This is a genomic window from Micromonospora sp. NPDC047762, assembly GCF_043204655.1.
Classification (GTDB): Bacteria; Actinomycetota; Actinomycetes; order Mycobacteriales; family Micromonosporaceae; genus Micromonospora.
In genome coordinates this window covers 21,503-45,593 of record NZ_JBIDCQ010000014.1, presented here as the reverse complement: position 1 = coordinate 45,593, position 24,091 = coordinate 21,503, and the positions used below count along the sequence as shown (strand labels likewise).

The 24,091-nt window shown below is 72.2% G+C and carries 22 protein-coding genes, 1 pseudogene and 1 riboswitch; of the genes and pseudogenes, 15 read left to right on the top strand and 8 right to left on the bottom strand.

Annotated features, from left to right (window positions below; all coding sequences use genetic code 11):
- Positions 1 to 7 precede the first annotated feature (7 nt).
- Genes hppD through ACGF3C_RS31520 form a run of 6 tightly spaced genes read left to right on the top strand, consistent with a single transcriptional unit; the run spans position 8 to position 6,111 of the window.
- Positions 8 to 1,099 carry a 4-hydroxyphenylpyruvate dioxygenase gene (gene hppD / locus ACGF3C_RS31545; protein ID WP_393227360.1) on the top strand — a complete coding sequence of 364 codons (1,092 nt, stop codon included), beginning with the start codon at positions 8 to 10 and terminating at the stop codon, positions 1,097 to 1,099.
- Entirely contained in the window at positions 1,096 to 2,025 is a 930-nt protein-coding gene (locus ACGF3C_RS31540; protein ID WP_357235173.1) for a phytanoyl-CoA dioxygenase family protein, read from the top strand. The genes hppD and ACGF3C_RS31540 overlap by 4 nt, the downstream gene beginning before the upstream one ends.
- A 1-nt stretch (position 2,026) precedes the next feature.
- The gene (locus ACGF3C_RS31535; protein ID WP_355008003.1) at positions 2,027 to 2,818 is read left to right on the top strand and encodes a DUF3050 domain-containing protein; all 792 of its coding nucleotides are present in this window, start codon (positions 2,027 to 2,029) and stop codon (positions 2,816 to 2,818) included.
- Positions 2,815 to 3,786, top strand: coding sequence for a thiamine pyrophosphate-dependent dehydrogenase E1 component subunit alpha (locus ACGF3C_RS31530; RefSeq protein ID WP_357197497.1), 972 nt, complete (start codon positions 2,815 to 2,817; stop codon positions 3,784 to 3,786). The genes ACGF3C_RS31535 and ACGF3C_RS31530 overlap by 4 nt, the downstream gene beginning before the upstream one ends.
- 1 nt (position 3,787) lies before the next feature.
- Positions 3,788 to 4,756, top strand: coding sequence for a transketolase C-terminal domain-containing protein (locus ACGF3C_RS31525; RefSeq protein ID WP_357197494.1), 969 nt, complete (start codon positions 3,788 to 3,790; stop codon positions 4,754 to 4,756).
- On the top strand, positions 4,753 to 6,111 hold the full coding sequence (locus ACGF3C_RS31520) for a hypothetical protein (protein WP_357233211.1): 1,359 nt from the start codon (positions 4,753 to 4,755) through the stop codon (positions 6,109 to 6,111). Before ACGF3C_RS31525 ends, ACGF3C_RS31520 begins: the two co-directional genes overlap by 4 nt.
- Positions 6,112 to 6,188: 77 nt before the next feature.
- Here the strand turns inward: ACGF3C_RS31520 and ACGF3C_RS31515 are convergent, their stop codons facing one another.
- Positions 6,189 to 6,869: an SGNH/GDSL hydrolase family protein gene (locus ACGF3C_RS31515; protein ID WP_393227357.1), complete on the bottom strand. Its 681-nt coding sequence runs from the start codon at positions 6,867 to 6,869 to the stop codon at positions 6,189 to 6,191.
- A 39-nt stretch (positions 6,870 to 6,908) separates the two neighbouring features.
- Positions 6,909 to 7,847, bottom strand: coding sequence for a sialidase family protein (locus ACGF3C_RS31510; RefSeq protein ID WP_357233207.1), 939 nt, complete (start codon positions 7,845 to 7,847; stop codon positions 6,909 to 6,911).
- 309 nt (positions 7,848 to 8,156) lie between these two features.
- Between ACGF3C_RS31510 and ACGF3C_RS31505 the strand changes: the two genes are divergently transcribed.
- Entirely contained in the window at positions 8,157 to 8,732 is a 576-nt protein-coding gene (locus ACGF3C_RS31505) for a hypothetical protein (protein ID WP_357233205.1), read from the top strand.
- Positions 8,733 to 8,798: 66 nt separating this feature from the next.
- Here the strand turns inward: ACGF3C_RS31505 and ACGF3C_RS31500 are convergent, their stop codons facing one another.
- Both ACGF3C_RS31500 and ACGF3C_RS31495 read right to left on the bottom strand, forming a co-directional pair.
- Positions 8,799 to 10,022 (bottom strand): MFS transporter, encoded by a 1,224-nt coding sequence (locus ACGF3C_RS31500; RefSeq protein WP_393227355.1) that lies wholly within the window; start codon positions 10,020 to 10,022, stop codon positions 8,799 to 8,801.
- The gene (locus ACGF3C_RS31495; RefSeq protein ID WP_393227353.1) at positions 10,019 to 11,584 is read right to left on the bottom strand and encodes an AMP-binding protein; all 1,566 of its coding nucleotides are present in this window, start codon (positions 11,582 to 11,584) and stop codon (positions 10,019 to 10,021) included. The genes ACGF3C_RS31500 and ACGF3C_RS31495 overlap by 4 nt, the downstream gene beginning before the upstream one ends.
- A 314-nt stretch (positions 11,585 to 11,898) precedes the next feature.
- Here ACGF3C_RS31495 and ACGF3C_RS31490 point away from each other — a divergent pair, with 314 nt between their 5' ends.
- The 6 genes and pseudogenes from ACGF3C_RS31490 to ACGF3C_RS31465 all read left to right on the top strand — a co-directional run bounded on the left by ACGF3C_RS31490 (position 11,899) and on the right by ACGF3C_RS31465 (position 18,242).
- Positions 11,899 to 13,179: an SGNH/GDSL hydrolase family protein gene (locus tag ACGF3C_RS31490; RefSeq protein ID WP_393227493.1), complete on the top strand. Its 1,281-nt coding sequence runs from the start codon at positions 11,899 to 11,901 to the stop codon at positions 13,177 to 13,179.
- Between the two features lie 68 nt (positions 13,180 to 13,247).
- Complete coding sequence (locus tag ACGF3C_RS31485) at positions 13,248 to 14,459, top strand: cytochrome P450 (protein ID WP_393227352.1); 1,212 nt, start codon at positions 13,248 to 13,250, stop codon at positions 14,457 to 14,459.
- Positions 14,460 to 14,466: 7 nt separating this feature from the next.
- A pseudogene (locus tag ACGF3C_RS31480) lies at positions 14,467 to 15,396 on the top strand (alpha/beta hydrolase); the annotation flags it as partial.
- Between the two features lie 76 nt (positions 15,397 to 15,472).
- Positions 15,473 to 16,576 carry an alpha-hydroxy acid oxidase gene (locus ACGF3C_RS31475; RefSeq protein WP_393227350.1) on the top strand — a complete coding sequence of 368 codons (1,104 nt, stop codon included), beginning with the start codon at positions 15,473 to 15,475 and terminating at the stop codon, positions 16,574 to 16,576.
- 3 nt (positions 16,577 to 16,579) lie between these two features.
- A complete protein-coding gene (locus tag ACGF3C_RS31470) occupies positions 16,580 to 17,914 on the top strand; it encodes a PLP-dependent aminotransferase family protein (protein ID WP_393227348.1) in 1,335 nt (444 codons plus the stop codon).
- 67 nt (positions 17,915 to 17,981) lie between these two features.
- Positions 17,982 to 18,242: a hypothetical protein gene (locus ACGF3C_RS31465; RefSeq protein ID WP_357205073.1), complete on the top strand. Its 261-nt coding sequence runs from the start codon at positions 17,982 to 17,984 to the stop codon at positions 18,240 to 18,242.
- A 113-nt stretch (positions 18,243 to 18,355) separates the two neighbouring features.
- On the opposite strand, the gene ACGF3C_RS31460 is transcribed toward ACGF3C_RS31465, so the two are convergent.
- The 4 genes from ACGF3C_RS31460 to ACGF3C_RS31445 form a co-directional block, all read right to left on the bottom strand.
- Positions 18,356 to 19,792, bottom strand: a complete 1,437-nt coding sequence (locus ACGF3C_RS31460) for a glycine hydroxymethyltransferase (protein WP_357205050.1) — start codon at positions 19,790 to 19,792, stop codon at positions 18,356 to 18,358.
- A 19-nt stretch (positions 19,793 to 19,811) separates the two neighbouring features.
- Positions 19,812 to 19,901: riboswitch (ZMP/ZTP riboswitch) on the bottom strand.
- 498 nt (positions 19,902 to 20,399) lie between these two features.
- Positions 20,400 to 20,900, bottom strand: a complete 501-nt coding sequence (locus ACGF3C_RS31455) for a hemerythrin domain-containing protein (protein ID WP_357235274.1) — start codon at positions 20,898 to 20,900, stop codon at positions 20,400 to 20,402.
- 79 nt (positions 20,901 to 20,979) lie between these two features.
- A complete protein-coding gene (locus ACGF3C_RS31450; protein ID WP_357235271.1) occupies positions 20,980 to 21,849 on the bottom strand; it encodes an NAD(P)H-hydrate dehydratase in 870 nt (289 codons plus the stop codon).
- Complete coding sequence (locus tag ACGF3C_RS31445) at positions 21,833 to 22,564, bottom strand: histidine phosphatase family protein (protein WP_393227346.1); 732 nt, start codon at positions 22,562 to 22,564, stop codon at positions 21,833 to 21,835. Before ACGF3C_RS31445 ends, ACGF3C_RS31450 begins: the two co-directional genes overlap by 17 nt.
- 124 nt (positions 22,565 to 22,688) lie before the next feature.
- Between ACGF3C_RS31445 and ACGF3C_RS31440 the strand changes: the two genes are divergently transcribed.
- Positions 22,689 to 23,015: a hypothetical protein gene (locus ACGF3C_RS31440; protein WP_357233783.1), complete on the top strand. Its 327-nt coding sequence runs from the start codon at positions 22,689 to 22,691 to the stop codon at positions 23,013 to 23,015.
- 101 nt (positions 23,016 to 23,116) lie between these two features.
- On the top strand, positions 23,117 to 24,088 hold the full coding sequence (locus ACGF3C_RS31435; RefSeq protein ID WP_357233781.1) for a DNA primase small subunit domain-containing protein: 972 nt from the start codon (positions 23,117 to 23,119) through the stop codon (positions 24,086 to 24,088).
- Positions 24,089 to 24,091: the final 3 nt, after the last annotated feature.

Genomic DNA, 24,091 nt, shown 5'->3' with positions numbered 1-24,091 from the left:
AGGCGACATGGACATCCGTGGTATCGACCACATCGAACTCTACGTGGGGGACGCCCGACAGGCGGCCTTCTACTTCAGCACCGCCGTCGGCTTCGAGATCTGTGGCCAGGGTGGTCCGGAGACCGGGCTGGCGGGGCAGCGCTCACTGCTGCTCTGCCACGGCGACATCCGGTTGCTGCTCACCTCCGGGCTGAGCGCCGAGCATCCGGCGTCGCGGTACGTGCAACGCCACGGTGACGGCATCGGGGTCGTCGCCGTCGAGGTCGACGACGTGCCGGCCGCGTACGCCGAGCTGGTGGGTCGGGGCGCGACCGGGGTGACGCCGCCGACCACCCGCACCGGCGCGGACGCCGAAGTGGTGACCGCCGAGGTGGACGGCTTCGCCGACGTGCGGCACCGGCTGGTGCAGCGCCGGGGCGAGGGGAGCGAGTTCCTGCCCGGCGCCATCACCGCGGCGGCGTCCACGACGGACGGCCACCCGCCGGTGCTCGCCGAGATCGACCACCTGGCGGTCTGCGTGCCGCCCGGTCAGCTCGACGAGACGGTCCGGCACTTCGAGGCGCTGTTCGACTTCGCGCAGATCTTCGAGGAGCACATCGAGGTCGACGGACAGGGCATGAACTCCAAGGTGGTGCAGAGCCCGTCCGGGCGGGTCACTGTGGTGCTGCTCGAACCGGACCGCAACCGGCGACCCGGGCAGATCGACGCGTTCCTCGACCAGCACGCCGGTGGGGGAGTGCAGCACCTGGGGCTGCGCACCGACGACATCGTCGGCGCGGTCGAGGCGCTGGGCCGGCGCGGGGTGCGCTTCGCCGGCACCCCCGCCAGCTACTACGACGCCCTGGAGGCGCGGGTCGGTCGGGTCGACGCCCCACTGCACCGGCTGCGCGAGCTGGGTGTGCTCGTCGACTCCGACCACGACGGCCAGCTGCTGCAGATCTTCGCCGAGTCGATGCACGTGCGTCGCACGCTCTTCCTGGAGTTGATCGAGCGACGCGGCGCGCGCGGCTTCGGCAGCGGCAACATCAAGGCCCTCTACGAGGCCAAGGAGCGGGAACTGGCCACCGCGGTGGCCACACCACAGGGGGTGGGGGCATGACCGCGACGGAGTACGAGCCGACGTTGACCGCCGAGGAGCAGGCGCTGCTGCCGTCCGACGACGACGTGCGGCACTACGCCGAGCACGGCTGGTACCTGTCGAAGAAGGTGTTCACCGACGACGAGGTGGACGCCCTCGCCGCCGCCACGCAGCGCTACTACGACGGGGAGCGGGACCGGCGGCTGCCGGTACGCCCACCGAAGCTGGCCTACTGGGAGCCATCCAAGGGGCCGGTGCAGCGGCACAACGACTACGTCCACCACGAGCACGACGGGCTCGGCGCGATTCTGCGCAAACCGCTGCTCGGCGCGGTCGCCGCCCGGCTCGCCCGAGCCGACGAGATCCGGGTCTTCCAGTCCACGCTGATCTACAAGCCGCCGATCTCCGGCGAGCCGAGCAACATCGTGCCCTGGCACTTCGACAAGCACTACTGGGCGTCCTCGTCGTCGGAGAAGATGCTGACCGCGTTCATCCCCTTCCACGACTGCGGGGAGGAGATGGGCACCATCACGATGGTCGACGGTTCGCACCGGTGGAAGGAGATCGGCGCGGACGACACGGTGGTGCGGCACTTCGCCGACCGGGACCGCAGCCAGCTGGAGGAGATGCTGGCCGAGAACGCCGCGTACAACGGCGCGGAGATCCGCAAGATCCCGATGGTGATCCCCAAGGGACACGTGAGTTTCCACCACTGCCGCACCTACCACGGCAGTGGCCCCAACGTCAGCGGTCGCCCCCGACAGGCGATCTCGCTGCACCTGCAGGACGGCGACAACGCCTGGCGGGAGTATCCGCTCTCCGACGGCACCCTCGCCTCGTACAACCACGACGTGCTGGTCCGCCGCACCCACGACGGGCGGCCGGACTACGCGGACCCCGACTACTGCCCGGTCATCTGGCGCCACCGCGCCCAGCAGGGAGGCTGACATGTCACGCTACGACTGGGGTAAGACGCACCCGGGCATCGAGCGGTTGGAGCGGGCGGTGACCGACCGGCGCGACGCCGTGGTCAAGCACCCGCTCTACGCCAACCTCGACACCCACGACGCGCTGGTCACCTTCATGCAGCACCACGTCTTCGCGGTGTGGGACTTCATGTCCCTGCTGAAGTCGCTGCAACGGCAACTGACCTGTGTCACGGTGCCGTGGATCCCGACCGGCCCGACCGGCAGCCGCCGCCTCATCAACGACATCGTCATGGTCGAGGAGAGCGACGAGCTGGGCGGCGGCTACATCAGCCACTTCGAGCTGTACGTGCGGGGCATGGCCGAGGCCGGCGCGGACACCACGGCGGTGAACGCGCTCATCGACCTGCTGCGCGCCGGCCGACCGGTCACCGAGGCGCTCGCCGAGGCCGGGGTGCCGGCCGCGTCGGCGAGGTTCGCCGCGACCACCTGGCAGATCATCGAGTCCACCCCGGTGCACTGCCAGGCGGCGGCGTTCGCGTTCGGCCGGGAGGACCTGATCCCGGACATGTTCACCCAGGTCGTCTCGGTCAACGAGGTCAGCAACCGGCTGCACACCTTCGTCGACTACCTGGAGCGGCACATCGAGGTCGACGGCGAACAGCACACCCCGATGGCCATGCAGATGCTCGCCGACCTGTGCGGCGACGACGACACCAAGTGGCAGGAGTGCGCCGACACCGTCAACACCGCTCTCGCCGCCCGGGCAAGGCTCTGGGACGACATCCTGGCCGCCATCAAGGGGCCCGTGTGACCGACGCCGACCCGGTCCGGCTCTACCGCACGGTCCGGCTGATCCGCCGGTTCGAGGAACGGGCGGTGGAGATGGTCCACGGCGGGCAGATCGTCGGCGGCATCCACCCGTACCTCGGTCAGGAGGGGATCGCCGCCGGCGTCTGCGCCGCGCTGGGCGCCGACGACGTGCTCGCCGGCACCCACCGCGGGCACGGGCACGTCCTGGCCCGCGGGGCCGACCCGGCCCGGATGCTCGCCGAGCTGTGCGGCCGGGTCACCGGCCTCAACGCCGGCCGGGGCGGTTCGATGCACGCCGCCGACCTGAGCATCGGCGTGCTCGGGGCCAACGCGATCGTCGGCGCCTCGGGGGCGATCATCACGGGTGCGGTCTGGGCCCACCGCCGCCGGGGCCGCGACACCGTCGGGGTGAGCTTCTTCGGCGACGGCGCGGTCAACGAGGGGATGCTGCTGGAGGCGTTGAACCTGGCCGCGCTCTGGCGGGTGCCGGTGCTGTTCGTCTGCGAGAACAACGGTTACGCGACCACCATGCCGGTGGCCGGCGCGGTGGCCGGCAGCATCGCCGGCCGGGCCGCCGCGTTCGACATCCCGGCCGTCCAGGTCGACGGCCAGGACCCCGAGACGGTACGCGTCGCCGCGTGCGCCGCCGTCGACCGGATGCGCGCCGGCGGCGGCCCCGAGCTGATCGAGGCCCGGACCTACCGCTTCGACGTGCACCACACCTTCGAACACGCGGTACGCCTCGACTACCGGCCCCCCGACGAGGTGACCCGTGGTCGGGCCCGGGACCCGGTGCGCATCCAGGGTGAACGCCTCACCGACACCGACCGCGCCGCCGTGGACGCCGAGGTCGAGGCGACCCTCGACGCGGCGGTGCGGTTCGCCCTGAACAGCCCGCAACCCGACCCGGCCGACGCGTTGACCTACCTGTACGCCAGCGGCCTGACCGCCCGCACCGGAGGTGGCTGAGGTGCCCCGACTGTCGTACCGCCGGGCGCTGACGAGGGCCCTCGGCGACGAGTTGGCCCGCGACGAGGCGGTGTTCCTGCTCGGCGAGGACGTCCAGGTCGGGGCGTCGCTGGTGACCACCGGGCTGGCCAAGCGGTTCGGCACCGAACGGGTCCGCGACACCCCCCTGTCGGAGCAGGCGTTCACCAGCTTCGCCACCGGTGCGGCGCTGGCCGGGCTGCGCCCGGTGATCGAGTTCCAGATCCCGTCGCTGCTGTTCCTGGTCTTCGAACAGATCGTCAACCACGCGCACAAGTTCCCGTTGATGACCGGCGGGCAGTGCCGCGTCCCCGTCACCTACCTGGTGCCCGGGTCCGGCTCGCGTACCGGGTGGGCCGGGCAGCACTCCGACCACCCGTACAGCCTCTTCGCCCACGTCGGCGTGGTCACCGTCGTGCCGGCCACCCCGGCCGACGCGTACGGGCTGCTGGTGACCGCGATCCGCCACGACGACCCGGTGGTGGTGTTCGCCCCGGCCGGCGCGATGGACGTGCGTGACGACGTCGACGACCTGACGCCGGTGCCGCTGGGCCGGGGTCGGATCCACCGTTTCGGCGACGACGTGACAGTGGTCGCGATCGGGCACCTGGTGCACGACGCGCTGGCCGTCGCCGAGGAGCTGGCCGACCAGGTCTCGGTGGAGGTGTTCGACCCGCGCACCCTGTACCCGTTCGACATCGACGGTCTCACCGAGTCGGTGGCCCGCACCGGACGCCTCGTGGTGCTCGACGACGGCAACCGTTCCTGCGGCATGGCCGCCGAGATCATCACCTCGGTGGTGGAGCGGGTCCGGCTGCTCGCCCCGCCGCGCCGGGTCACCCGCCCGGACGGGGCGGTGCTGCCGTTCGCCCCGGCACTGGACCGGGCCGTCCAGCCCGGCCGCGACCAGCTCGCCACCGCGATCCACCTCACGATGAAGGACGGCTCATGACTGATCCGAACTACCCGTGGCCGGCGGCCGACCGGGCCTGGAACGACCTGCCGGAGCCGGCCCGTCGAGCCATGGTGGCAAGCGGGGCGGCGGCCTGGGAGCAGGTCTTCCACGGTCGGGCGACGTACAACAAGCAGTGGCGGTTGGCCCGGCCCCCGGTGCTCAGCGCCGCCGCCTGGCGGCAGCTCAACGAGGTCTGCGACCGGCTGGCCCAGCTCATCCTCGACGCCTGCCGCCGGCGGGCCGACACCGCCGGTGAGCTGCGCCGGCTGCTCGGCGTCCCGGCGGGGGAGACCCGGCTGCTGGACGAGGCCGAGCCGCTGACCGAGGCGCTGCTGGCCGCGTACCGTCCGGACGTCATCTTCTCCGCCGGCGTGCCGAAGTTCGTCGAGTACAACATCGACAGCAGCCTCGGTGGCGGGTTCGACGCCGACACCGTCATCCAGCGGTACGAGGGCGTCTACCGGGAGCACGGCATCCTCGACGACCTGCCGGTGCGGGCCGCGCCGTCGCTGCTGGACCAGCGGTTCGTGGCGATCCGCGAGGAGCTGCGGCTGCCCGAGGGCGCCCGGGTGGCGCTGTTGATGGACTTCGACGGCGACTACCCGGGCCTCGACGACCCGCAGACGTTCATCCGGATTCTCGACCCCCTCGCCGTACGGGCCCGGGACTTCGGCATCGACCTGGTCATCGCCCCGGTGGCCACCGCCACACTGGACGCCGACAACCGCCTGGTCGTCGACGGCGCACCTGTCGACGCGCTGTTCCGGCTGTTCGTGCCCAACCGGGTCACGCCGACCGCCGGTCTGGACGCGGTGGCAGTGGCCCTCGCCGCCGGCACCCTACCGATGTTCGTGTCGGCGGCGGCCTGGCTGCTCGGCAACAAGACCACGTTCGGTTGGCTGTGGGAGGACGTGGACGGGCTGCCCGCCGACGACCAGGCACTGATTCGCCGACACGTGCCGTACACGGTGCCGTTGACCGCCGCGGTGCTCGACCGGGCCATCGCCGAGCAGGCCACGCTGGTGGCGAAGCCGGCCGACGGTTCGGCCGGGCACGGTGTCCTGCTCGGCCCGGAGCTGAGCGCTGCGGACTGGGCCGACGGTGTGCGGGCCGCCGTCGAGCAGGGCGGTGCCATCCTCCAGGAGTACCTGCCGACCGACCGGGTGTCGATGGACTTCGTCCAGATCGAGACCGGTGAGACGGTGACGGCGGATGTCCCGTACTCCCTGGCCCCGTACCTGTTCGGCCGCCGAGCCTCCGGCGGCCTGGCGAGGGTCGGCTACCCCGGCTGCGACGGCATCCTCAACCTGGCCCACGGCGTCCTCCTGACCGGAGTCCTCCTGCACGACTGACCGCGCCCCCGGGCTGGCCACGGCGATCATGAAGTTATTGCCCTCCGCGGCGGGGTGTCGTGGCAATAACTTCATGATCAACGGGGTCGACCGTGGGGGGAGAGGGTGCGCAGGGTTTGGGCTGTGGCTATGGCGTCGCTGCGGGCGCTGCCGTGGCGGCCGTCGCTGCTGTAGAGGGTGGGGTCGGCCGTCAGGGGATGGTCGGTCAGGTGTACGTGGATCGTTCTCAGGCGTTCGGCGAGGGTGGCCGTGTGGGCCGACAGGCGGCGCATCCTCTCGCCCAGGCCGGGCCGGAGGTGCGCGGGCACCGCCGGGCTGTGTGAGACGTCGAACATGCCCAGGGTGATCACGTCGGCGCCCACCTCGCGCAGCGCGACGATCATCGCGGCCAGCTCGGCGTCCACCGCCTCCGCGTCGTACGCCGGATGGAAGGCGTCGTTGCCGCCGCAGACGACAAGCGCCAGGTCCGGTGCGAAGGCCAGCGCCGGGCTGAGCTGGGTGGCCCGCACCTGGTGCGCGCGCAGCCCGCGTCGACCCAGATTCCGGTACGCCAGTTCGGGGCGCACGGAGGTCAGCTCGGCGGCGACCCGGTCGACCCACTGCACGTCCGGGTAGCCCGGTGTCGGCTCACACATGCCCTCCACGACGCTGTCGCCGAGCGCCACGAACCGCCGCCACCGGTGCCCGTTCAGCAACTCGGTGGCCTCCCCGGGGCGCAGACAGTACGGGTCCGTCGATTCGCTGAGCGTCGATGGCATGCCGGCACGCTAGCCGACCGCCGGGCTGCCGGGCCAGGCTCAGCCGGTCAGGCTGACCTCGGCCAGGTAGACACAGGTCTTCCCCTCGTGCGACGAGTAGTAGCTCACCCACAGCAGGTCGTCGTGCCAGACCAGCCCGGGGTAGCTGGTGTCGCCACCGGACGGCAGCGCGACCAGTTCGGTCAGCTCGCCGCGGTCCGCATCGACGACGCAGATCGCGGTGCGGACCTCGCCGTCGTGCAGGCGCACCCCGGCCAGCAGCAGCCCGTCGGGCAGTCGGAGCAGCGCCGGCCCGCCCACCTGGACACCCAGATCCGTCCAGGTCCAGTCCCGGTACGGCGGCACGGCCCGGCCGAGCTGCGCGCTCGCGGTGGCCGCGTCCCGCCGCAGCAGGCAGAGGGCGGTACCGTCCGGCGCGAAGACCAGGCCGGACTCGTTGGGGTACCCGTCAGCGAACAGCGTCGGCACCCACTGCCGCAGGTCCACCCCGTCCGTGCTGCGGTAGAGCCGGGCGAACCTCGGCTCCCGGGTGGCGTAGCCGACGCCGTACATCGCGTCGTCGTGCCAGGCCGCCCGCCACACCCAGACGCCCGGCTCGCCCACCGGGGTCGGATCACCCCAGGTGTGCCCGTCGGTGCTGAGCCAGGTCACCGTCTGGAACGTCTTGCTGGCCGCGCCGGTGGCGGCCGCCGCGAGCAGTTGCAGCCGCCCGTCGGGGCGCGCCACGAAGCGGGGGTCGCGCAGGTCGGCACCGGGCTGCGCGATGATCGTCGCGGAGGTCCAGGACCGGCCGTCGGTCGACGTCAGTACCCGGATCACGCCGTCGTCGCTGAGGTGGGTGCGGGCCTCCCGGAAGGCGCAGAACCAGCTTCCGGCGTACCGGACGAGGTCGGTGAACGCGCTGTGCGGCGCGCTGTCGCCGATCCGGCGCACGGCGACGACCTCCGTGGTGCGGCGGCGGGTGGGTGACGACGTCATACGCGGCGGCCCTCCAGGTGCGGTGACGACGGTAGACGCTAGTCAGCCGTCGCCGACGCCCGCGCGACCAGCAACCGAACGTCCGACGAACAACGCGCGGGCGCTGTCGGATCGGCGTCTTGGGCGCGACGAGATCGGCGCGCTGGGACGGGCTGTTGGCACCCACCGCCCACCATGGGCGGTGGGTCGACCGTCATGAACTCTCCGACCGTTGTCATGGTGCTCCCCTCTCGGTGTCGGCACGGCCCGTCTACCCGCCGGGTGGGAGGGGGTAACGCCGCGGGATCCGTGGGCGAGGGAGGTGACCGGATGCTCGGTTCGTTGCTTCAGGCTCTCGCGACGAAACTGGTCGAGGAGATCCTCAAGCTCCTGGTGCAGTGGTTGGCGCCGAAGGCGCTGCGATCGGTGCCGCACCGCGCCTCGCCGAACTGCCCGCGCTGCGGCGGGTACGGGGTCCGCCGCTGGGCGCCGGGCGGCATGTGGATGTTCCTGCCGTCCCTGCTGACCTTCGCCTGGGGTTTCGGGTTCACAGTGCTCGGTGTGCCGGTGGTCGTGCTCGCGGTGGTCGCCGAGTTGGTCTCCGACGGCCTCGGCGGAGTGCCGACCGCGTTGCTCGTGCCGCTCGGTCTGCTGGTCCCCGTCGCGCTGATGATCGCGGGCGCGTTCGGCCTCGCCCACTACCACAGCTACCCGCCGAAATGGTGCGCCCGCTGCCACGGCCGGTGGCCGCGCCGGGACCGGGACGAATACCTCCGCGCGTCGGCGCCGGTGCTGACCTGCGGCTGCGGTCAGCGGCTCCGGGTGCCCCGGGCGGCAGCCGGAACGCGGCTGCGCTGCCCGCGCTGCCGTACCGAGCACGCCACCCCGGCTGCCGCCGGGCGCTGACGGGCCTCAACCGGTACGCGCCCACCCGTCCGGCCTGCGGCAGTCGGGCCGGGACCCGCAACGGGTTTACCGGGTGGTGGCGGGAGTGGGCCGCAGCGGTGTCTCCGGGCCGGAGGCCCTGCTCAGCAGCGGGTACGCGGTGACCACCAGGCACGCCGCCGCCATGGTCAGCAGGGCCGGGGTGAATCCCAGCGCGTCCACCGACCAGCCGCCGAGCAGCGCGCCGACCGGCAGACCGACGAACGCCAACGAACCGGCGATGCCGATCACCCGGGTCTGCAGCTCCGGCGGCACCCGCTCGTAGAGCGCCACCCCGAGCAGCGGGTTGACCGCCGCGATGCCGATTCCGGACAGGAACGTCACCACGAGCACCACCGGCAGCTCGTCGCTGATCGCCAGCGCCACCAACCGGGGCGTGCCGGCGACCAGCGCGCCGACCAGGAACGTCAGCCGCCGGGGCAGCCGGGGCCCGAGCGCGGTGAACACCAGGTTGCCCAGCAGCGCGCCCGCCGAGAACGCCGCCAACACCAGGCCGAGGCCGCTCGGGCCGGGAAGCTCCCGGGCGACCCAGACCGGGATGTAGACGGCCACGCTGGCGTTGGCCACCATGTTCAGCGCCGAGATGACGGCGAGCATGCCGAGCAGCGGCCGGTCCCGGCCCAGGTAACTGAAGCCACCCCGCAGGGCGCGCAGGTAGCTTTCCGGCTTGGTGGGTTGCGTCGGGGCGGCCGGCGGGCGGACCAGGACGCCGATGAGCAGCGCGCAGACCCCGAAGCTGGCCGCGTCGATGAGGATCGCCTCGGTCACCCCGAAGACGGCGATCAGCAGGCCGCCCACCGCGGCGCCGAACAGTGTCACCACCCGGCTGAGCCCGTCGTACGCGGAGGTCAGGCGGATCAGCGGCACTCCGGCGGCCTCCGCGACCGGCCGGAACATCACGTGCTTCACCCGGTCCCCGATGCCCCGCAGCGCGCCGGCCACCGCGACGAGCGCCACCAGCGGGACGAAGCCCAACCACGGGGTCAGCGCCACGACGACCATCACCACCGCGCTGCCCGCGTCGCAGAGGATCGAGGTACGGCGCAGGCCGATCCGGTCCGCCCAGGGTGTGCCCAACGCGCTGGACAGCAGGTACGGCAGGGTCTCCGCGAACGCGACCAGACCCATCTTGGTGGGGCTGCCGGTGGTGACCAGCACCAGCCACGGAATGGTCACCACCGAGATGCGGGTGCCCAGGTTGGAGATCAGGTCCGCGCTGACCAGGACGACCAGTTGCCGGCGGGGGGTCACGCCCCGACCGCCGCCGCCCGACGGGCCGCGTACCGCGCGCGCAGCGCCCGCTTGTCCACCTTCATCGACCGGTTCACCGGCAGCCGGTCGAGGACCTCCACAGCGGCCGGCGCCCACATCTCGTTGAGTTCGACGGTCACGAGGTCGATCAGCTCCGCCCCGGTGACCGTCGCGCCCGGCCCGAGCACCACGTACGCGTGCGGCACCTCGCCGACCGTCTCGTCCGGCACGCCGATGACGGCGGCGGCCCGTACCTGGGGGTGCCCGACCAGCACGTCCTCGATGGGACGGCAGAAGATCGCCCAGTTCCGGCGATGCGTGACGATCATGTCGTGTGCCCGGTCGACGAGGTAGAGGTAACCGTCGTCGTCGAGGTGGCCGATGTCGCGGGTTCGCACCCACCCGTCGACGAGCGTCTGCGCGGTCAGCTCCGGCTGACCGTGGTAGCCGGCGAAGCTCAGTCGGGTCCGTACCCACACCTCGCCGTCGCGGCCCGTCGGCAGCACCGCGCCGTCGTCATCGCGGATCTCGACGCGGACGTCGCCGTAGGGCCGCCCGCACGAGCGCAACCGCTCCGGGTGCTCCGGATCGTCGGTCAGCCCGGGCAGCGCGGTGATCACGACCGCCTCGCTGAGGCCGTACACGATGCGCAGCACCGGGCCGAACCGGGCGATGGCCTGGCGCAGCCGGGCGGGCGCGGCGGGCCCGGCGCCCACGTTGAACATGAACATGGCGGAGAAGTCCGCGCCGACCAGCGCCGGGTGGTCCAGCACCTCGTAGAGCATCGGCGGCGTGACGAAGGTCGAGTTGATCCGCTCCCGTTGCACGGTGTCCACGAAGGCCACCGGGTCCCAGTCGTCGCGCAGGAACAGCACCCCGCCGGTGAACAGGTTGAACAGCGTGGTGATCTGCCCGCTGGCCAGCCACATCGGCGAGTGCGACAGGTGCCGCAACAACGGGAACCCGGCGGCGCGGAAGTCGGCGGCCAGGGCGAGGATCTGGGCGTAGAAGCTCTCCCTATGGTGCACCAGCTTCGGGCTGCCGGTCGTGCCGCTGGTCTGCAGGAACGACTCGGGTGCCGGCACCGACGCCGGCAGGCCGGTCACGTCGGCGTCGGCGTCGGCCGTGAGATCGGGCCCGGTGCCGCCCGAGCCCAGACAGCACACCGGTGTGCCGGGCAGCGCGGCGGCCAGCTCAGGGCCCAGACTGTCCCGGTCCCGCGCGTCGTAGACCAGGGCGTCCGGGCGGGCCAACCGGATGAACTCGTCGACCTCCCGGCGCGCGGTCACCGGAGCGACCCACATCGTCCGGCAGCCGAGCAGATGCAGGGCGAGCTGTAGCAGCGGACCCTCCACCGCGTTCGCGACTGTCACCAGCACCGCCGACCCGGGCCGTACGCCGTGCCGGGTCACCGTCGCGGCCATCGCCCGGACCAGCGCGGCGGCCTCGGTGTAGGTGAGTCGGCGACCGGCGCCGACAAGCGCCTCCCGGTCGCCGAACTCGGCGAAGAGATCCAACACCCTGTCCACGTAGGTAGTGGTGTGCCCGGGTCCGTCAGTCATCCGGCAGCCCCCATCTGAGAAAAGCGGCGGTCCCCGGGCAGTTTCCCGGTGACGACGCGACGGTGGCGCGCTTGGCGACCGCACCGCCGCCGCCTGGAAGCCTAGGCGCGAAACGGCTGGTCGGAACCGTGCCGACGGGCGATCCGAACGGCCCGCCGGACATTTGATCGCGTCGATCAGGTTGATTGACGCCCGTCAACGGCGGCGGCTAGGTTTCTGGACCATCGTCCAGGCGGGCGCCGTCAGCAGACGGCCCTGGGCTGCCACACGATGGAGGCTCCATGGCAACGGCAACCCCGAAGAGATGGCCTGTCATCGCCGCTGCGGCCGTGCTGTTGGTCGTCGGCGCACCCGCCGTCGTCGCCAGCGCCGGTCCGTCCGGCACCGCCGCCGGCCGACCCGACTCCCGCGCCGAATGGGCGGGCAGTTGGGCCACCGCGGTCACCCGGGGCAACTCGGTCGGGCTGACGAACACCGGCCTCAACAACCAGAGCGTCCGGATGATCGTGCACGTCTCCGTGGGCGGCCCGGCGCTGCGGGTCCGCCTGAGCAACCTCTACGGCGAGCAGGCGGTCACCGTCGGTCGCGCCACCGTCGCCCGGCCGAACACCGCGACACCGGACGACCTCTCCGACATCGACGCGGCCTCGGTACGTCCGTTGAGTTTCACCGGTGCGCCCACGGCGACCATGAACCGGGGCGCCGAACTGCTCAGCGACCCGCTGGCCTTCCCGGTCGCTGACGACAGCGACCTGGTGGTCACCCTGCACTTCCCGACGCCGACCGGTCCGACCACGTTCCACGGGCAGTCCCAGCAGGCCAACTTCATCGGCGCCGGGGATCTGACCGGGGCGGCCGAGGGCACCGGCTTCACCACCCGCCCCACCTGCTGCTGGTTCTTCCTCTCCGGCGTCGACGTGCAACGCAAGGGCAGCCCCGGCGCGCTGGTCGTGCTCAGCGACTCCATCGGTGACGGCAACGGCAGCACCGTCAACGCCAACCGGCGTTGGCCCGACCTGCTCTCCGACCGGTTGCTCGCCGACCGGCCGGACAGGCGCACCCCGGGCGTGCTCAACCTGAGCCTGGCCGGCAACCGGCTCAACCACGAGGGCACCGAGCCGGGCGACGGCAACTACCCGGGCTACTACCAGCTCGGCCCGAACGCGGCGGCCCGGCTCAACGAGGACGTGTTCCCGCAGACCGGTGTGCGTACCGTCGTCACCCACCTGGGCATCAACGACATCTGGATGTCGAACGACTCACCCGAGGCGATCATCGGCACGCTGCGGCAGATCAACCAGCAGCTCCAGCAGCGCGGGCTGACCAGTCTGGTGGCCACGCTGACCCCGTACGAGGGGCACGGCGCGCCGGGTGTGTGGACGCCGCAGAAGGAGGCCACCCGCCAGGCGGTGAACGCGTACCTGCGCGGCAGCAGGGAGTTCGACGGGCTGCTCGACTTCGACCGGGTGCTGCGTGACCCGGCCCGGCCCAGCCAGTTGCTGCCCGCATACGACTCGGGGGACCACATCCACCCGAACGACGCCGGCAACCAGGCGTTGGCGGACGCCGTGCCGCTGCGGCTGCTCGACCTGTGATCCGGACCGGGGGCGGCGGGTGATCCCCGCCGCCCCCGGTCACCGACATCCTGGGGAGGAGTTTGATCATGGAGGTAGGGGAGTTACTCACCGGCCTGTACAGCGAGCAGGGCAGACAGGACCCGTACCCGTGGTACGCGGAACTGCACCGGCTCGGCCCGATCAGCGCGGTGCCGGCGCGCGCCGAGCACCGTACGGTGGCCGCGGTCGCGGTCGGCTACGACCTCGTCGACGGGTTGCTGCGCGATCCGGAGTGGACGAAACAGCCGCCGCCGGGCTGGGAGGAGCACGAGATCCTGCGGACCTTCCAGACCTCGATGATGTTCGTCAACCCGCCCGATCACACCCGGATGCGGCACGTCTTCTCCCGCACCTTCACGCCGCGCCGGCTCGGCGCGCTGGAACCGGTGATCCTGCGCGTGGTCGACGAGCTGCTGGACCGGATGGCGGACGCCGGGGATGGCGTGGTCGACTTCGTGGCCGACTTCGCGTACCCGATTCCGGCCCTGGTGATGGCCGAGTTCATCGGCATCCCGGCCGCCGATCTGCCGTGGTACCGCGAGCGGGTGGAGTGGATCGACGAATTCCTGGACGTGGCGGGGAAGACCCCGCAGCGGCTGGCCGCGGCCAACACCGCCGCTGAGGAGTTGCGGGCCTTCTACCGGGAGTTGATCGGGCACCGCCGCCGGCTGCCCGGGGATGACCTGCTCAGCGCATTGGTCGAGGCGCTCGACTCCGGGGAGGTGGAGCTGACCGAGGAGGAGTTGGTCAGCAACCTGATCGTGCTGTTCAACGCCAGCTTCGTCACCACCGTCTACATGTTCAGCAACGGGCTGCCGCTACTTTTGGCCCACCCGCGGACGGTCGCGGCGCTGCCCACCGACGCCACGCTGGCGCAGGGCTGCGTCGACGAGGTGCTGCGGTTGGCGAGCCCTGTGCATTTCCTGGCCCGCGCCGCGCCGGCCGACACCGTGCTGCACGGCGTGCCGGTCGCCGCCAACGACAACGTGCTGATCATGATCGGGGCGGCCAACCGCGATCCGGCCCGTTTCCCGGCCCCGGACACCTTCGACCCGACCCGTCCCGGCCCGCCGTCGCTGGCCTTCGGGGTGGGTCTGCACTTCTGCCTCGGCGCGGCGGTGTCGCGGTTGGAGGGTCGCCTCGCGCTGCCCCGGCTGTTCGCCAGGTTCCCCGCGCTGACGGGCACCGAGACACCGACGTTCAGCGGCAGCCTGTTCCTGCGTGGCATCGACAAGCTGCTGGTCAGCACCGGCGGATAGGAGCGACATGGCAGCACACCCGGAGGTGGCCGCGTACCGGGCGGCCCGCGCCGCGGCCGGCACCCCACCGCTGTACGCACAGACGCTCTCCGAGGCGCGCGCCGCGGACCTGGCCGCGATCCGCGCCGGCAGCGGCGCGGTCGAGCCGGTGACCGAGGTACGCGACGAGCGGATCCCCGGCCCCGCCGGGGAGCTGCCGCTGCGGGTGTACCGACCGGCCGGTTCGGGTCCGCTGCCCACCCTGCTGTACTTCTTCGGCGGCGGGTGGACGCTCGGCAGCATCGACACCGCCGACGGCATCTGCCGGCGGCTGGCCAACGCCGTGCCCTGTCAGGTGATCACCGTCGGCTACCGCCTCGCCCCGGAGCACCCCTTCCCGGCGGCCGTGCACGACTGCCACGCCGCCACCTCGTGGATCGCCCGGCACGCCGACGAGCTGGGCGCCGACCCGACCCGACTGGCGGTCGGTGGGGACAGCGCCGGTGGGAACCTGGCCGCCGCGGTCACCCTGCTCAGCCGAACGGACGGGCCGCCGCTCGCCGCGCAACTGCTGGTCTACCCGAACACCGACCAGAGCGGCGAACCGGCCGGGGACGAGGACCCCGCGCTGTTCAACCGCCGTTCGGTCGTCTGGTACCGGAGGAACTACCTGGTCGACCCGGCCCACGCGAGGGACCCGCTGGCCTCGCCGCTGCTCGCCGAGGACCTCTCCGGGTTGCCGCCGGCGCTGGTGATCACCGCCGAACTGGATCCCCTGTGCGCCGAGGGGCAGCGGTACGCCGATCGGCTGCGCGACGCCGGCGTGCCCACCCGGCTGGCGCACTACCCCGGCATGATCCACGGGTTCTTCGCCATGCCGGGCACCTTCACCGACGGGCGGCTCGCGCAGGAGAGCGCGGCGGCCTTCCTCCGCGAGCGCTTCGGACTGCCGGCCGCAGCGGGCTCGGGCGGGGCGGGCTCGGCCTCGGCGGGCTCGGGCGAGGCGGCCGGCGTGGCGGCGGCGGGGCCCGGCGATGGGTGAGCGGGGGTTGGCCGACCGGCCGGCCGTGTCGCTCGCCGACTACGCCGAGCGCGCCCGGGCCGTGCTGCCGCCGGACGTGTGGGACTACCTGGCCGGCGGCAGCGCGTCGGAGGTGACCCTCGCCGCGAACCGTCGCGCGCTGGACCGGGTCGCGGTGCTGCCCCGGGTGCTGCGCGGCGTGGACACCGTCGACCTCGGCGCCCACCTGCTCGGCCGTCGGTACGCCATGCCGGTCGGGGTGGCGCCGATGGCGTACCAGCGGCTCGTACACCCGGACGGAGAGCTCGCTCTGGCCGCGGCGGCCGGCGCGGCCAAGATCCCGTACCTGGCCAGCACGCTGGGCAGCACCCCCATCGAACAGGTCACAGGGGCGGGGGCGGACGTCTGGTTCCAGCTCTACTGGCTGCGCGACCGGGCGCTCGTCCGCGACCTGCTGGACCGGGTCGTCGCGGCCGGCTGCCGGGCGCTGGTGGTCACAGTGGACGTCCCGGTGCTCGGCCGACGCCCCCGGGACCTCCGCAACGCGTTCCGGCTGCCGACCGAGGTGGTCGCCGCGAACCTCCCCGACGGTCGCGACGCCTTGGCGCACTCCGGCGCCCCCGGGGTGTCCGCGATCGCCGCGCACACCGCCGCGTCGTTCGCCCCGGCGCTGCGCTGGGCGGACCTGGCGTGGCTGCGCGAGCAGGTCGACCTGCCGCTGGTGGTCAAGGGGCTGCTGGACCCGCGCGACGCGACCGAGGCGGTACGGGTCGGCGCCGACGCGGTGGTCGTCTCCAACCACGGCGGGCGGCAACTGGACGGCTCACCGGCGAGCGTCACCATGCTGCCGGAGGTCGTCGACGCGGTCGGGGACGGCTGCCAGGTGCTGCTGGACAGCGGCATCCGTTGCGGCACCGACGTGCTGCGGGCGTTGGCGTTGGGTGCGGCCGGGGTGCTTGTCGGCCGACCGCTGCTCTGGGCCCTCGCCGTCGGTGGCGAACCGGCCGCCCGGGACGCGTTGGGGCTGCTCGCCGCCGAGCTGACCGACGCGCTCACCCTGGCCGGCTGCGCCGACGTGGTGGCGGCCGGCCAGCTGCGCACCCTCGGGGTGGGTTGAGGGATGAGCGCTGCCGAACCGGTCGACCTGACCGTCGCCGACCTGCACCCCGCGCTGGGCGATCCGGCGCTGACCTCGATGAACTTCCTCAACGAGGTGTCCGAGCGTCACCCGACGGCGGTGTCCCTCGCGGCCGGCCGGCCGTACGAGGAGTTCTTCGACGTCGCGGCGGTGCACCGGCACCTGGACACCTTCCACCGGCACCTCGTCGACGACCTGGGGCACCGACCCGAGCAGGCCCGGCGGCTGCTGCTGCAGTACGGCCGGACCAAGGGCATCGTGCACCACCTGATCGCCCGCAACCTCGCCGTCGACGAGGGGATCACCGTCGACCCGGAGGACGTGGTGGTGACCGTCGGCTGCCAGGAGGCCATGTTCCTGGTGCTGCGGGCGTTGCGGGCCGGGCCGGCGGATGTGCTGCTCGCGGTCGCCCCGACCTACGTCGGCCTGACCGGGGCGGCCCGGCTGGTGGACCTGCCGGTGTGGCCGGTCGCCGGTGGGCCGACCGGGGTCGACCTGGCCGACCTGGCCGCCCAGGCACGCCGAGCCCGGGCTGCGGGGCTGCGGCCGCGCGCCTGCTACCTGATGCCGGACTTCGCCAACCCCTCCGGCGTCAGTATCGACACCGCACACCGGCAACGGTTGCTGGACCTGGCGACGCAGGAGGATCTGCTGCTGCTGGAGGACAACCCGTACGGACTGTTCCACAGCGACGACGGGCCGCGCCCGCCCACCCTGAAGGCGTTGGACACCGGCCGGCGGGTCGTCTACCTCGGCTCGTTCGCCAAGACCGTGCTCCCCGGGGCGCGTGTCGGCTACGTCGTCGCCGACCAGCGGGTCGGCGGCCCGGGCGGGCCGGTCGGCACGCTCGCCGACCAGCTCGCCATGATCAAGAGCATGGTCACCGTGAACACGTCGCCCATCGCGCAGGCGGTGATCGGCGGCCGGCTGCTGGAGCACGGTTGCAGCCTGGTGGCCGCCAACACCCGGGAGCGGTCCGCGTACACCAGGAATCTGCGCCACCTGGTGGCCGGCCTCACCCGGCGCTTTCCGGATCAGCCGGAGCACCCGGACCAGGCCGGGGTGCGGTGGACGGTGCCGGCCGGCGGGTTCTTCGTGGTGGTGACCGTGCCGTTCCCGGTCGACGACGCGTTGCTGGACCGCTCGGCGCGCGACCACGGGGTGCTGTGGACGCCGATGGCGCACTTCTACGACGACTCCGCGCCGGTGCGCGCGTTGCGGTTGTCGGTGAGCGCTGTCACACCGGAGCAGATCGACGTCGGGCTGGATCGCCTCGCGGCGCTGATCACCGACGAGTTGACTCGCCGGGCGGGTTGACACACCGCGTTCATCGGATGGCAATGCGCGACGACCCGCGTGCCGCCGTCCTCGTTGGACGGTCATAATAAGCCGCATGGTTGCCTGGGAGTACGCCCTGCTCGTCCGTCGCTATCAGGGACAGGGCCGCAATTTTCACGTCTCGTTCGTCTGGTACGCGCCGGACGGGTCACGCAAGGACATCACCGCCTTCGGCGACACCGCCATCGCGCACCTCAACCGCGCCGGCCGGGAGGGGTGGGAGCTGGTCTCCGCCGCCGAGGACGTCAACAACGTCCAAGGCAGCACCGAAGTTCACCGCTACCACCTCAAGCGCCCCATGGCCTGACCCCGGCTCTCCGCCCCCGTCCGCGTCGATCATGGAGTTGTGGTGGTGGGCGACATTCGCTACCCGCCCTCATTCGGGCACCACAACTCCATGATCGACGCGAGTCGGTCGGGTCAGCTCAGGTCGATGCCGGGGTAGAGCGGGTACGTGGCCAGCAGGTCGGTGGCCTGGCGGGCGATCTTGTCGGCCAGGCCGGCGTCCAGGGTGTACTTCGCCTTCGACGGGGTGCCGTCGGCGTTGGCGCCAGCGGTGGTCTGGGTCAGCACGGTGTGGATCAGCTCGGCGGTCTGGTCCATCTCGGCGGTGCCCAGGCCCCGCGTGGTCAGCGCCGGGGTGCCGATCCGAATGCCGGAGGTGTACCAGGCGCCGTTCGGGTCCTGCGGGACCGAGTTGCGGTTGGTGACGATGCCCGAATCGAGGAGGGCCTGCTCGGCCTGCCGGCCGGTGAGCCCGTAGCCGGACACGTCGATCAGCACCAGGTGGTTGTCGGTGCCACCGGTGACGAGCTTCGCGCCCCGACGCAACAGCCCTTCGGCGAGGGCCTGCGAGTTGTCCACGATCCGCTGGGCGTAGTCGGCGAAGTCGGGCCGGCGGGCCTCGGCGAGCGCGACCGCCTTGGCGGCCATCACGTGCGGCAGCGGCCCGCCGAGCACCATCGGGCAGCCCCGGTCCACCTGGTCGGCCAGCTCCGGCTGGCAGAGCACCATGCCGCCGCGCGGGCCGCGCAGCGACTTGTGGGTGGTGGTCGTGACGATGTGCGCGTGCGGCACCGGGTCGAAGTCGCCGGTGAACACCTTGCCGGCCACCAGGCCCGCGAAGTGCGCCATGTCGACCATGAAGGTCGCGCCGACCGAGTCGGCGATCTCGCGCAGGATCCGGAAGTTCACCTTCCGTGGGTACGCGGAGTAGCCGCCCACCAGGATCAGCGGCTTGAACTCGCGGGCCGCCTCGGCCACCCGGTCGTAGTCGATCAGACCGGTCGCCGGGTCGGTGCCGTAACTGCGCTGGTCGAACATCTTGCCGGAGATGTTCGGCCGGAAACCGTGGGTGAGGTGGCCGCCGGCGTCCAGCGACATGCCGAGCATCCGCTGGTTGCCCAGCTCGCGGCGCAGCGCGAACCAGTCGGCCTCGGTGAGGTCGTTGACCTGGCGGACCTGGGCCTTCTTCAGGGCGGGGGACTCCACCCGGTCGGCGAGCACCGCCCAGAAGGCGACCAGGTTGGCGTCGATGCCCGAGTGCGGCTGCACGTACGCGTGCGCGGCGCCGAACAGCTCCCGGGCGTGCTCGGCGGCGAGCGCCTCGACGGTGTCGACGTTCTGGCAGCCGGCGTAGAAGCGGCGGCCGACGGTGCCCTCGGCGTACTTGTCGCTGAACCAGTTGCCCATGGCCAGCAGGGTCGCCGGGGAGGCGTAATTTTCGCTGGCGATCAGCTTGAGTGACTCCCGCTGGTCGGTCAGCTCGGCGCCGATGGCGTCGGCGACCCGCGGCTCGACAGCCCGGATCACCTCAAGGGCACTCCGGAATGCGGTGGACTCTGCGTTGCGGGACATGCGACCTCCAACAGACGTGCGGGAAGGCCCAGGCGCTCGGCAAACGTCCACGTGACGAGGCCGCTCCCCGATGGTTCTCCATCCCCACGCGCCAGTAACGGCCCGGGAGGATCCTACCGGGCCGGAACCAGCCGTTCGGGCCGCCCTCCGGGAGGCGACCCCGCCAACGTGATTGGGCGATGCGACGCGGGGCGCACGGTAGGTGACCACCGCGCCGTCACGGGTGCGGCCAGGTTTCGCACGGAAGGAGTCGACAACATGACCACGCAAGGTGCAGCCCGCCGCCGGCAAGATCATTCCGGACAGGCTCAAGTCCGAGCAGCACCGCCGGATGGCCGAACCAGGCCCAGCCAGCTGACCCCCTACCCGCCCCCCGCCCCCGCCCCGCCCCCGCCCCTCCTCCCGCGATCTTGCACTTCCTGTCGCGACAAAACGGCACGACACATCGCCAATCGGCAACAGAAAGTGCAAGATCGCGGGCCGGGCCGGGCCGGGCCGGGCCGGGGCGGGGCGGGGCGGGCCGGGCGGGGCGGGGCGGGCCGGGCGGGGCGGGCGGCACGACGAAGGGCCCGGCGTTGTGCCGGGCCCTTCGGTGTGAGCGGGTGCCTCAGGCCGTCACCGCGTCGAGCGCCTTCTTGATCGCCTTCGGGGCGGTGGGGGTACGCGGCGCGTCCGCGCGCAGCGCGATCATCTTCTCGCCGATCTCCTGGAGCTGCTTGCGGCCCAGCGCGTCGCGAACCTTGGGGAACCACTCCTGCTCTTCCTCCTCGACGTGGTGCGTGACGTTCTCGATGAGCACCGTCGTCTTGGCGTTGAACCGCTCGTCGTCGGCGTCCATGCTGGCCAGCTCGGCGCAGAGCACATCGGCGACGTGGTGTTCCTCGTACGACTCGAGGATGTCGTCCTCCAGGTCGGGCAGCAGTCGGCGGACCTCCGGATACATCACCTCGTTCTCCAGGTAGGTGTGCACGGTCAGCGCCTCCAGGATCTGGTCCACCAACTTCTGCCGCTGGTTCGCCGGCCCCTCCTCGGCGTCCTGGAAGGCCTTGAACAGGCGGCGCATTTCCTTGTGGTCCTCTTTGAGCAGGACGATGGCATCGGTCGACACCGGTATGACCTCCCTGACGAGTCTCGGCTGGTGGGGTTCCGGTACCCCCACGCCGAATGCGGAAACAGGTGAAACCGCCTCAGACCATCGCCAGGGTGCGGGGGATCTCTTCGAGCAGCTCCCGAGCCAGAAAGCCGATCCGGCCGTAGCGGGGAATCAGCCGCTGGCCGCTCACCGAGTGCGCGAACGAGCCCCAGCAGGCCGCCTGCGCCGGGTCGGCACCCCGGGACAACAGCCCCGCCAGCAACCCGGCGAGCACGTCCCCGCTGCCGGAGGTGCCCAGCCCGGCGTCGCCGCTCTCCTCCCGCCAACCCCGTCCGTCCGGCGCGGCCACATGCCCGTACAGCGACACCACCGCCTCGTACCGGGCGGCCAACTCGGCCGCCTCGGAGTCCAGGTCGTCGCCCGGCTCCCGCCCGAGCAGGTGCTCGGCCTCGGTGACGTTGGGGGTGAGCACCACGGGTCGACCCGAGCCGACCAGCAGGTCCGGTGAGTGGCTGAGCGCACCGAGGGCGTACGCGTCGAGGACCAGTGACGTGTCCGGGCGGGCCGCCTCCAGGACCAGGCTCAGCAGTCGGTTGGTTTCGTCGATCGCCTTCAGGCCGGGGCCGATCGCCACCACGTCGGCCTGCGCGACCAGGTCGCCGAGCTGACCGTCCCGGTCGGCGGCGACCGCACCGTCGGTGGTTTCCGGCAGGCCGACCACGAGCGCCTCGGGCACCTGGATGCTCAGCGCCGCCGCGGTGGACTCGGCGGCGGCGAGCTGGAGCACCCCGGCACCGGCGCGCAAGGCGGCCACTCCGGCGAGCAGCACCGCGCCCGGCGTGAAGCGGGAACCGCCGACCACCAGCACGGTGCCCCGGCTCTCCTTCCCGCCGACCGGCACGGGCAGTGCCCAGTCCCGCAGCAACGCCGGGGTGATCACCTTCACCTCAGACCGGCTCGGCATGGATTTCGTCCTCCCTGGTCGGCTGGGCGCCCTGCTGACGCAGGTGCGCGACATCGTTGAAGGCGGTGACGGCAAGGCGGCCGTCGTCGTCCGCCGACCACTCCGTGATCGAACAGTTGGCGATGACGTCCTGCCGGGTGAGCGCCATCAGCTCGTCCTCGGTCAACCCCTCCAGCAGATAGCGAAGCAGGAAGACCAGCGCGTCGTGGCCGAAGAGCAGCACCCGGCAACCGTCGTGGTCACGGCGCAGGTCGCCCAGCAGCGTCCGTAGCCGCAACGCCACATCCGTCCAGGACTCTCCGCCCGGCGGCCGGTAGTAGAACTTGCCCAACCGCTCCCGACGTTCGGCCTCGTCCGGGTACCGCCGGCGCACCCCGTGCCCGGTCAGCCCGTCGAGGATGCCCAGCTCCCGGTCGCGCAGCCGTTCGTCGCGGTGGACGGGAATGTCGGTGCCGGCCAGCGCCAGCCGGGAGGTCTGCACCGCGCGCAGGTACGGCGACACGACCGCCACATCCGGGCGCCTCGCGGCCGGCAGCTCCGCCAGCCAACGGCCGGTCGCCCGGGCCTGCTCCTCGCCGGTCGCGGAGAGCGGCACGTCGGCGTCGCGATGGGTGAGGTCGATCAGCTCCGCGCCCGACGCCTCGGCGTGTGTCGCCGCGACGTTCGCGGTGCTCTCGCCGTGCCGGACGATCCAGAGGGTTGCCAGTTCCGCCATGCGGCCCCCCTACCCGGGCGCCGCCGACGGTAACCGTGTCCGGTGGTCGCTGTCGGTTTCGGGGCAGCGCCGCGACCTGGTGATGCGAAACAATGTGCGCCGGACAGGTGACGGGGGTCGATAGATGACTGTCTTGCGAGGTCTGCGGGAAGCGGTCCTGTTGTTCGTGGTGGTCGGGGCGCTGGTCGCGGTCGCGGCGATGATCTGGGTGGCGGTCGCCGGCGGTGACTACGTCGCCCGGCTGGGCATCGGGTTGGTTGTGGTGGGCGGGCTCATCGGCATGACGGGCGACCTGACGCTGAGTCGGATCGGCATGCTCGGCCCCCGCGCCACCTTCGGTGTCGCGCCGGAGCGGGAGACGGCCGGCGGTGGGCGCGTGCTCACCGGGGTCGGCATCTTCCTCTTCGTCGGGCTGCCACTGGTCGTGGTCGGCGTGCTGCTGCTCACCTGAGCGGGCGCGTCATCGCTGCCGTCGAAGCCCAGCTCCGCCGGCGCCGCGCCAGTGTCCGCTCGGTGGCTGTACGGGGCGCTTGTGCGTCGTACCCTCAGGGCGTGGCCACGGCGGCGGAGGAGATCCAGGTGGGGGAGCGGGTGGTCCGCGTCTCCAGCCCCGACAAGCCGTACTTCCCGGAGCGTGGGCTGACCAAGCTGGACGTGGTCCGCTACTTCCTGGCGGTGGGCGACGGCATCCTGCGCGCGTTGCGGGACCGGCCGACCATGCTGGAACGCTGGCCCCGTGGTGTCTTCGAGGGCGCGACGATCGCCACCCGGCAGACCAACCGGGGCGACGCGTTCTACCAGAAGCGGCTGCCGGCCGGCGCGCCCGAGTGGGTGCGTACGGCGCACATCACGTTCCCCAGTGGCCGGACCGCCGACGAGGTCGCGCCGAGCGAGTTGGCAGTGGTCATCTGGGCGGCCAACCTGGGCACCCTGCGGTTCCACCCGTGGCCGGTCACCGCCGCCGACGTGGAACGCCCCGACCAGTTGCGCATCGACCTGGACCCGATGCCCGGCGTCGGCTTCGAGCAGGTGGTGCCGGTGGCGCACGAGGTGCGGGCGTTCCTCGCCGAGCTGGGCATGACCGGTTACCCGAAGACCACCGGCGGTCGGGGGCTGCACGTCTACCTGTCGATCGAGCCGCGGTGGAGCTTCGGTGACTGCCGTCGGGCGGTGCTCGCGCTGGGCCGGGAGATGCAGCGCCGGCTGCCGGACCTGGTCACCACCACCTGGTGGCGCGAACAACGGGACCGGCCGGTCTTCGTGGACTACAACCAGATGGCCCGGGACCACACGGTGACCTCGGCGTACTCGATCCGGCCGACGCCGGCCGCGCTGGTCTCCGCGCCGCTGGACTGGTCGGAGCTGGACCAGGTCCGCCCGGAGGACTTCGACGTGCTCAGCATGCCGGCCCGGTTCGCCGAGCGCGGCGACCCGCACGCCGGCCTCGACGGTGACCGGCACTCTTTGGAACCGTTGCTGGAGTTGGCCGACCGCGACGGGCTGGAGGCCCCGCCGGAGCGCTGAGGC

Excerpts from the sequence above, each read along its gene's own strand:
- ACGF3C_RS31505 (WP_357233205.1), top strand. The coding sequence starts at position 8,157 with ATGCTCGGTTCGTTGCTTCAGGCTCTCGCGACGAAACTGGTCGAGGAG.
- ACGF3C_RS31510 (WP_357233207.1), bottom strand. The coding sequence starts at position 7,847 with ATGACGTCGTCACCCACCCGCCGCCGCACCACGGAGGTCGTCGCCGTG.
- ACGF3C_RS31540 (WP_357235173.1), top strand. The coding sequence starts at position 1,096 with ATGACCGCGACGGAGTACGAGCCGACGTTGACCGCCGAGGAGCAGGCG.
- ACGF3C_RS31535 (WP_355008003.1), top strand. The coding sequence starts at position 2,027 with ATGTCACGCTACGACTGGGGTAAGACGCACCCGGGCATCGAGCGGTTG.
- ACGF3C_RS31440 (WP_357233783.1), top strand. The coding sequence starts at position 22,689 with ATGACTGTCTTGCGAGGTCTGCGGGAAGCGGTCCTGTTGTTCGTGGTG.
- ACGF3C_RS31460 (WP_357205050.1), bottom strand. The coding sequence starts at position 19,792 with ATGTCCCGCAACGCAGAGTCCACCGCATTCCGGAGTGCCCTTGAGGTG.
- ACGF3C_RS31520 (WP_357233211.1), top strand. The coding sequence starts at position 4,753 with ATGACTGATCCGAACTACCCGTGGCCGGCGGCCGACCGGGCCTGGAAC.
- ACGF3C_RS31445 (WP_393227346.1), bottom strand. The coding sequence starts at position 22,564 with ATGGCGGAACTGGCAACCCTCTGGATCGTCCGGCACGGCGAGAGCACC.
- ACGF3C_RS31470 (WP_393227348.1), top strand. The coding sequence starts at position 16,580 with ATGAGCGCTGCCGAACCGGTCGACCTGACCGTCGCCGACCTGCACCCC.
- ACGF3C_RS31495 (WP_393227353.1), bottom strand. The coding sequence starts at position 11,584 with ATGACTGACGGACCCGGGCACACCACTACCTACGTGGACAGGGTGTTG.
- hppD (WP_393227360.1), top strand. The coding sequence starts at position 8 with ATGGACATCCGTGGTATCGACCACATCGAACTCTACGTGGGGGACGCC.
- ACGF3C_RS31515 (WP_393227357.1), bottom strand. The coding sequence starts at position 6,869 with ATGCCATCGACGCTCAGCGAATCGACGGACCCGTACTGTCTGCGCCCC.
- ACGF3C_RS31450 (WP_357235271.1), bottom strand. The coding sequence starts at position 21,849 with ATGCCGAGCCGGTCTGAGGTGAAGGTGATCACCCCGGCGTTGCTGCGG.
- ACGF3C_RS31485 (WP_393227352.1), top strand. The coding sequence starts at position 13,248 with ATGGAGGTAGGGGAGTTACTCACCGGCCTGTACAGCGAGCAGGGCAGA.
- ACGF3C_RS31475 (WP_393227350.1), top strand. The coding sequence starts at position 15,473 with ATGGGTGAGCGGGGGTTGGCCGACCGGCCGGCCGTGTCGCTCGCCGAC.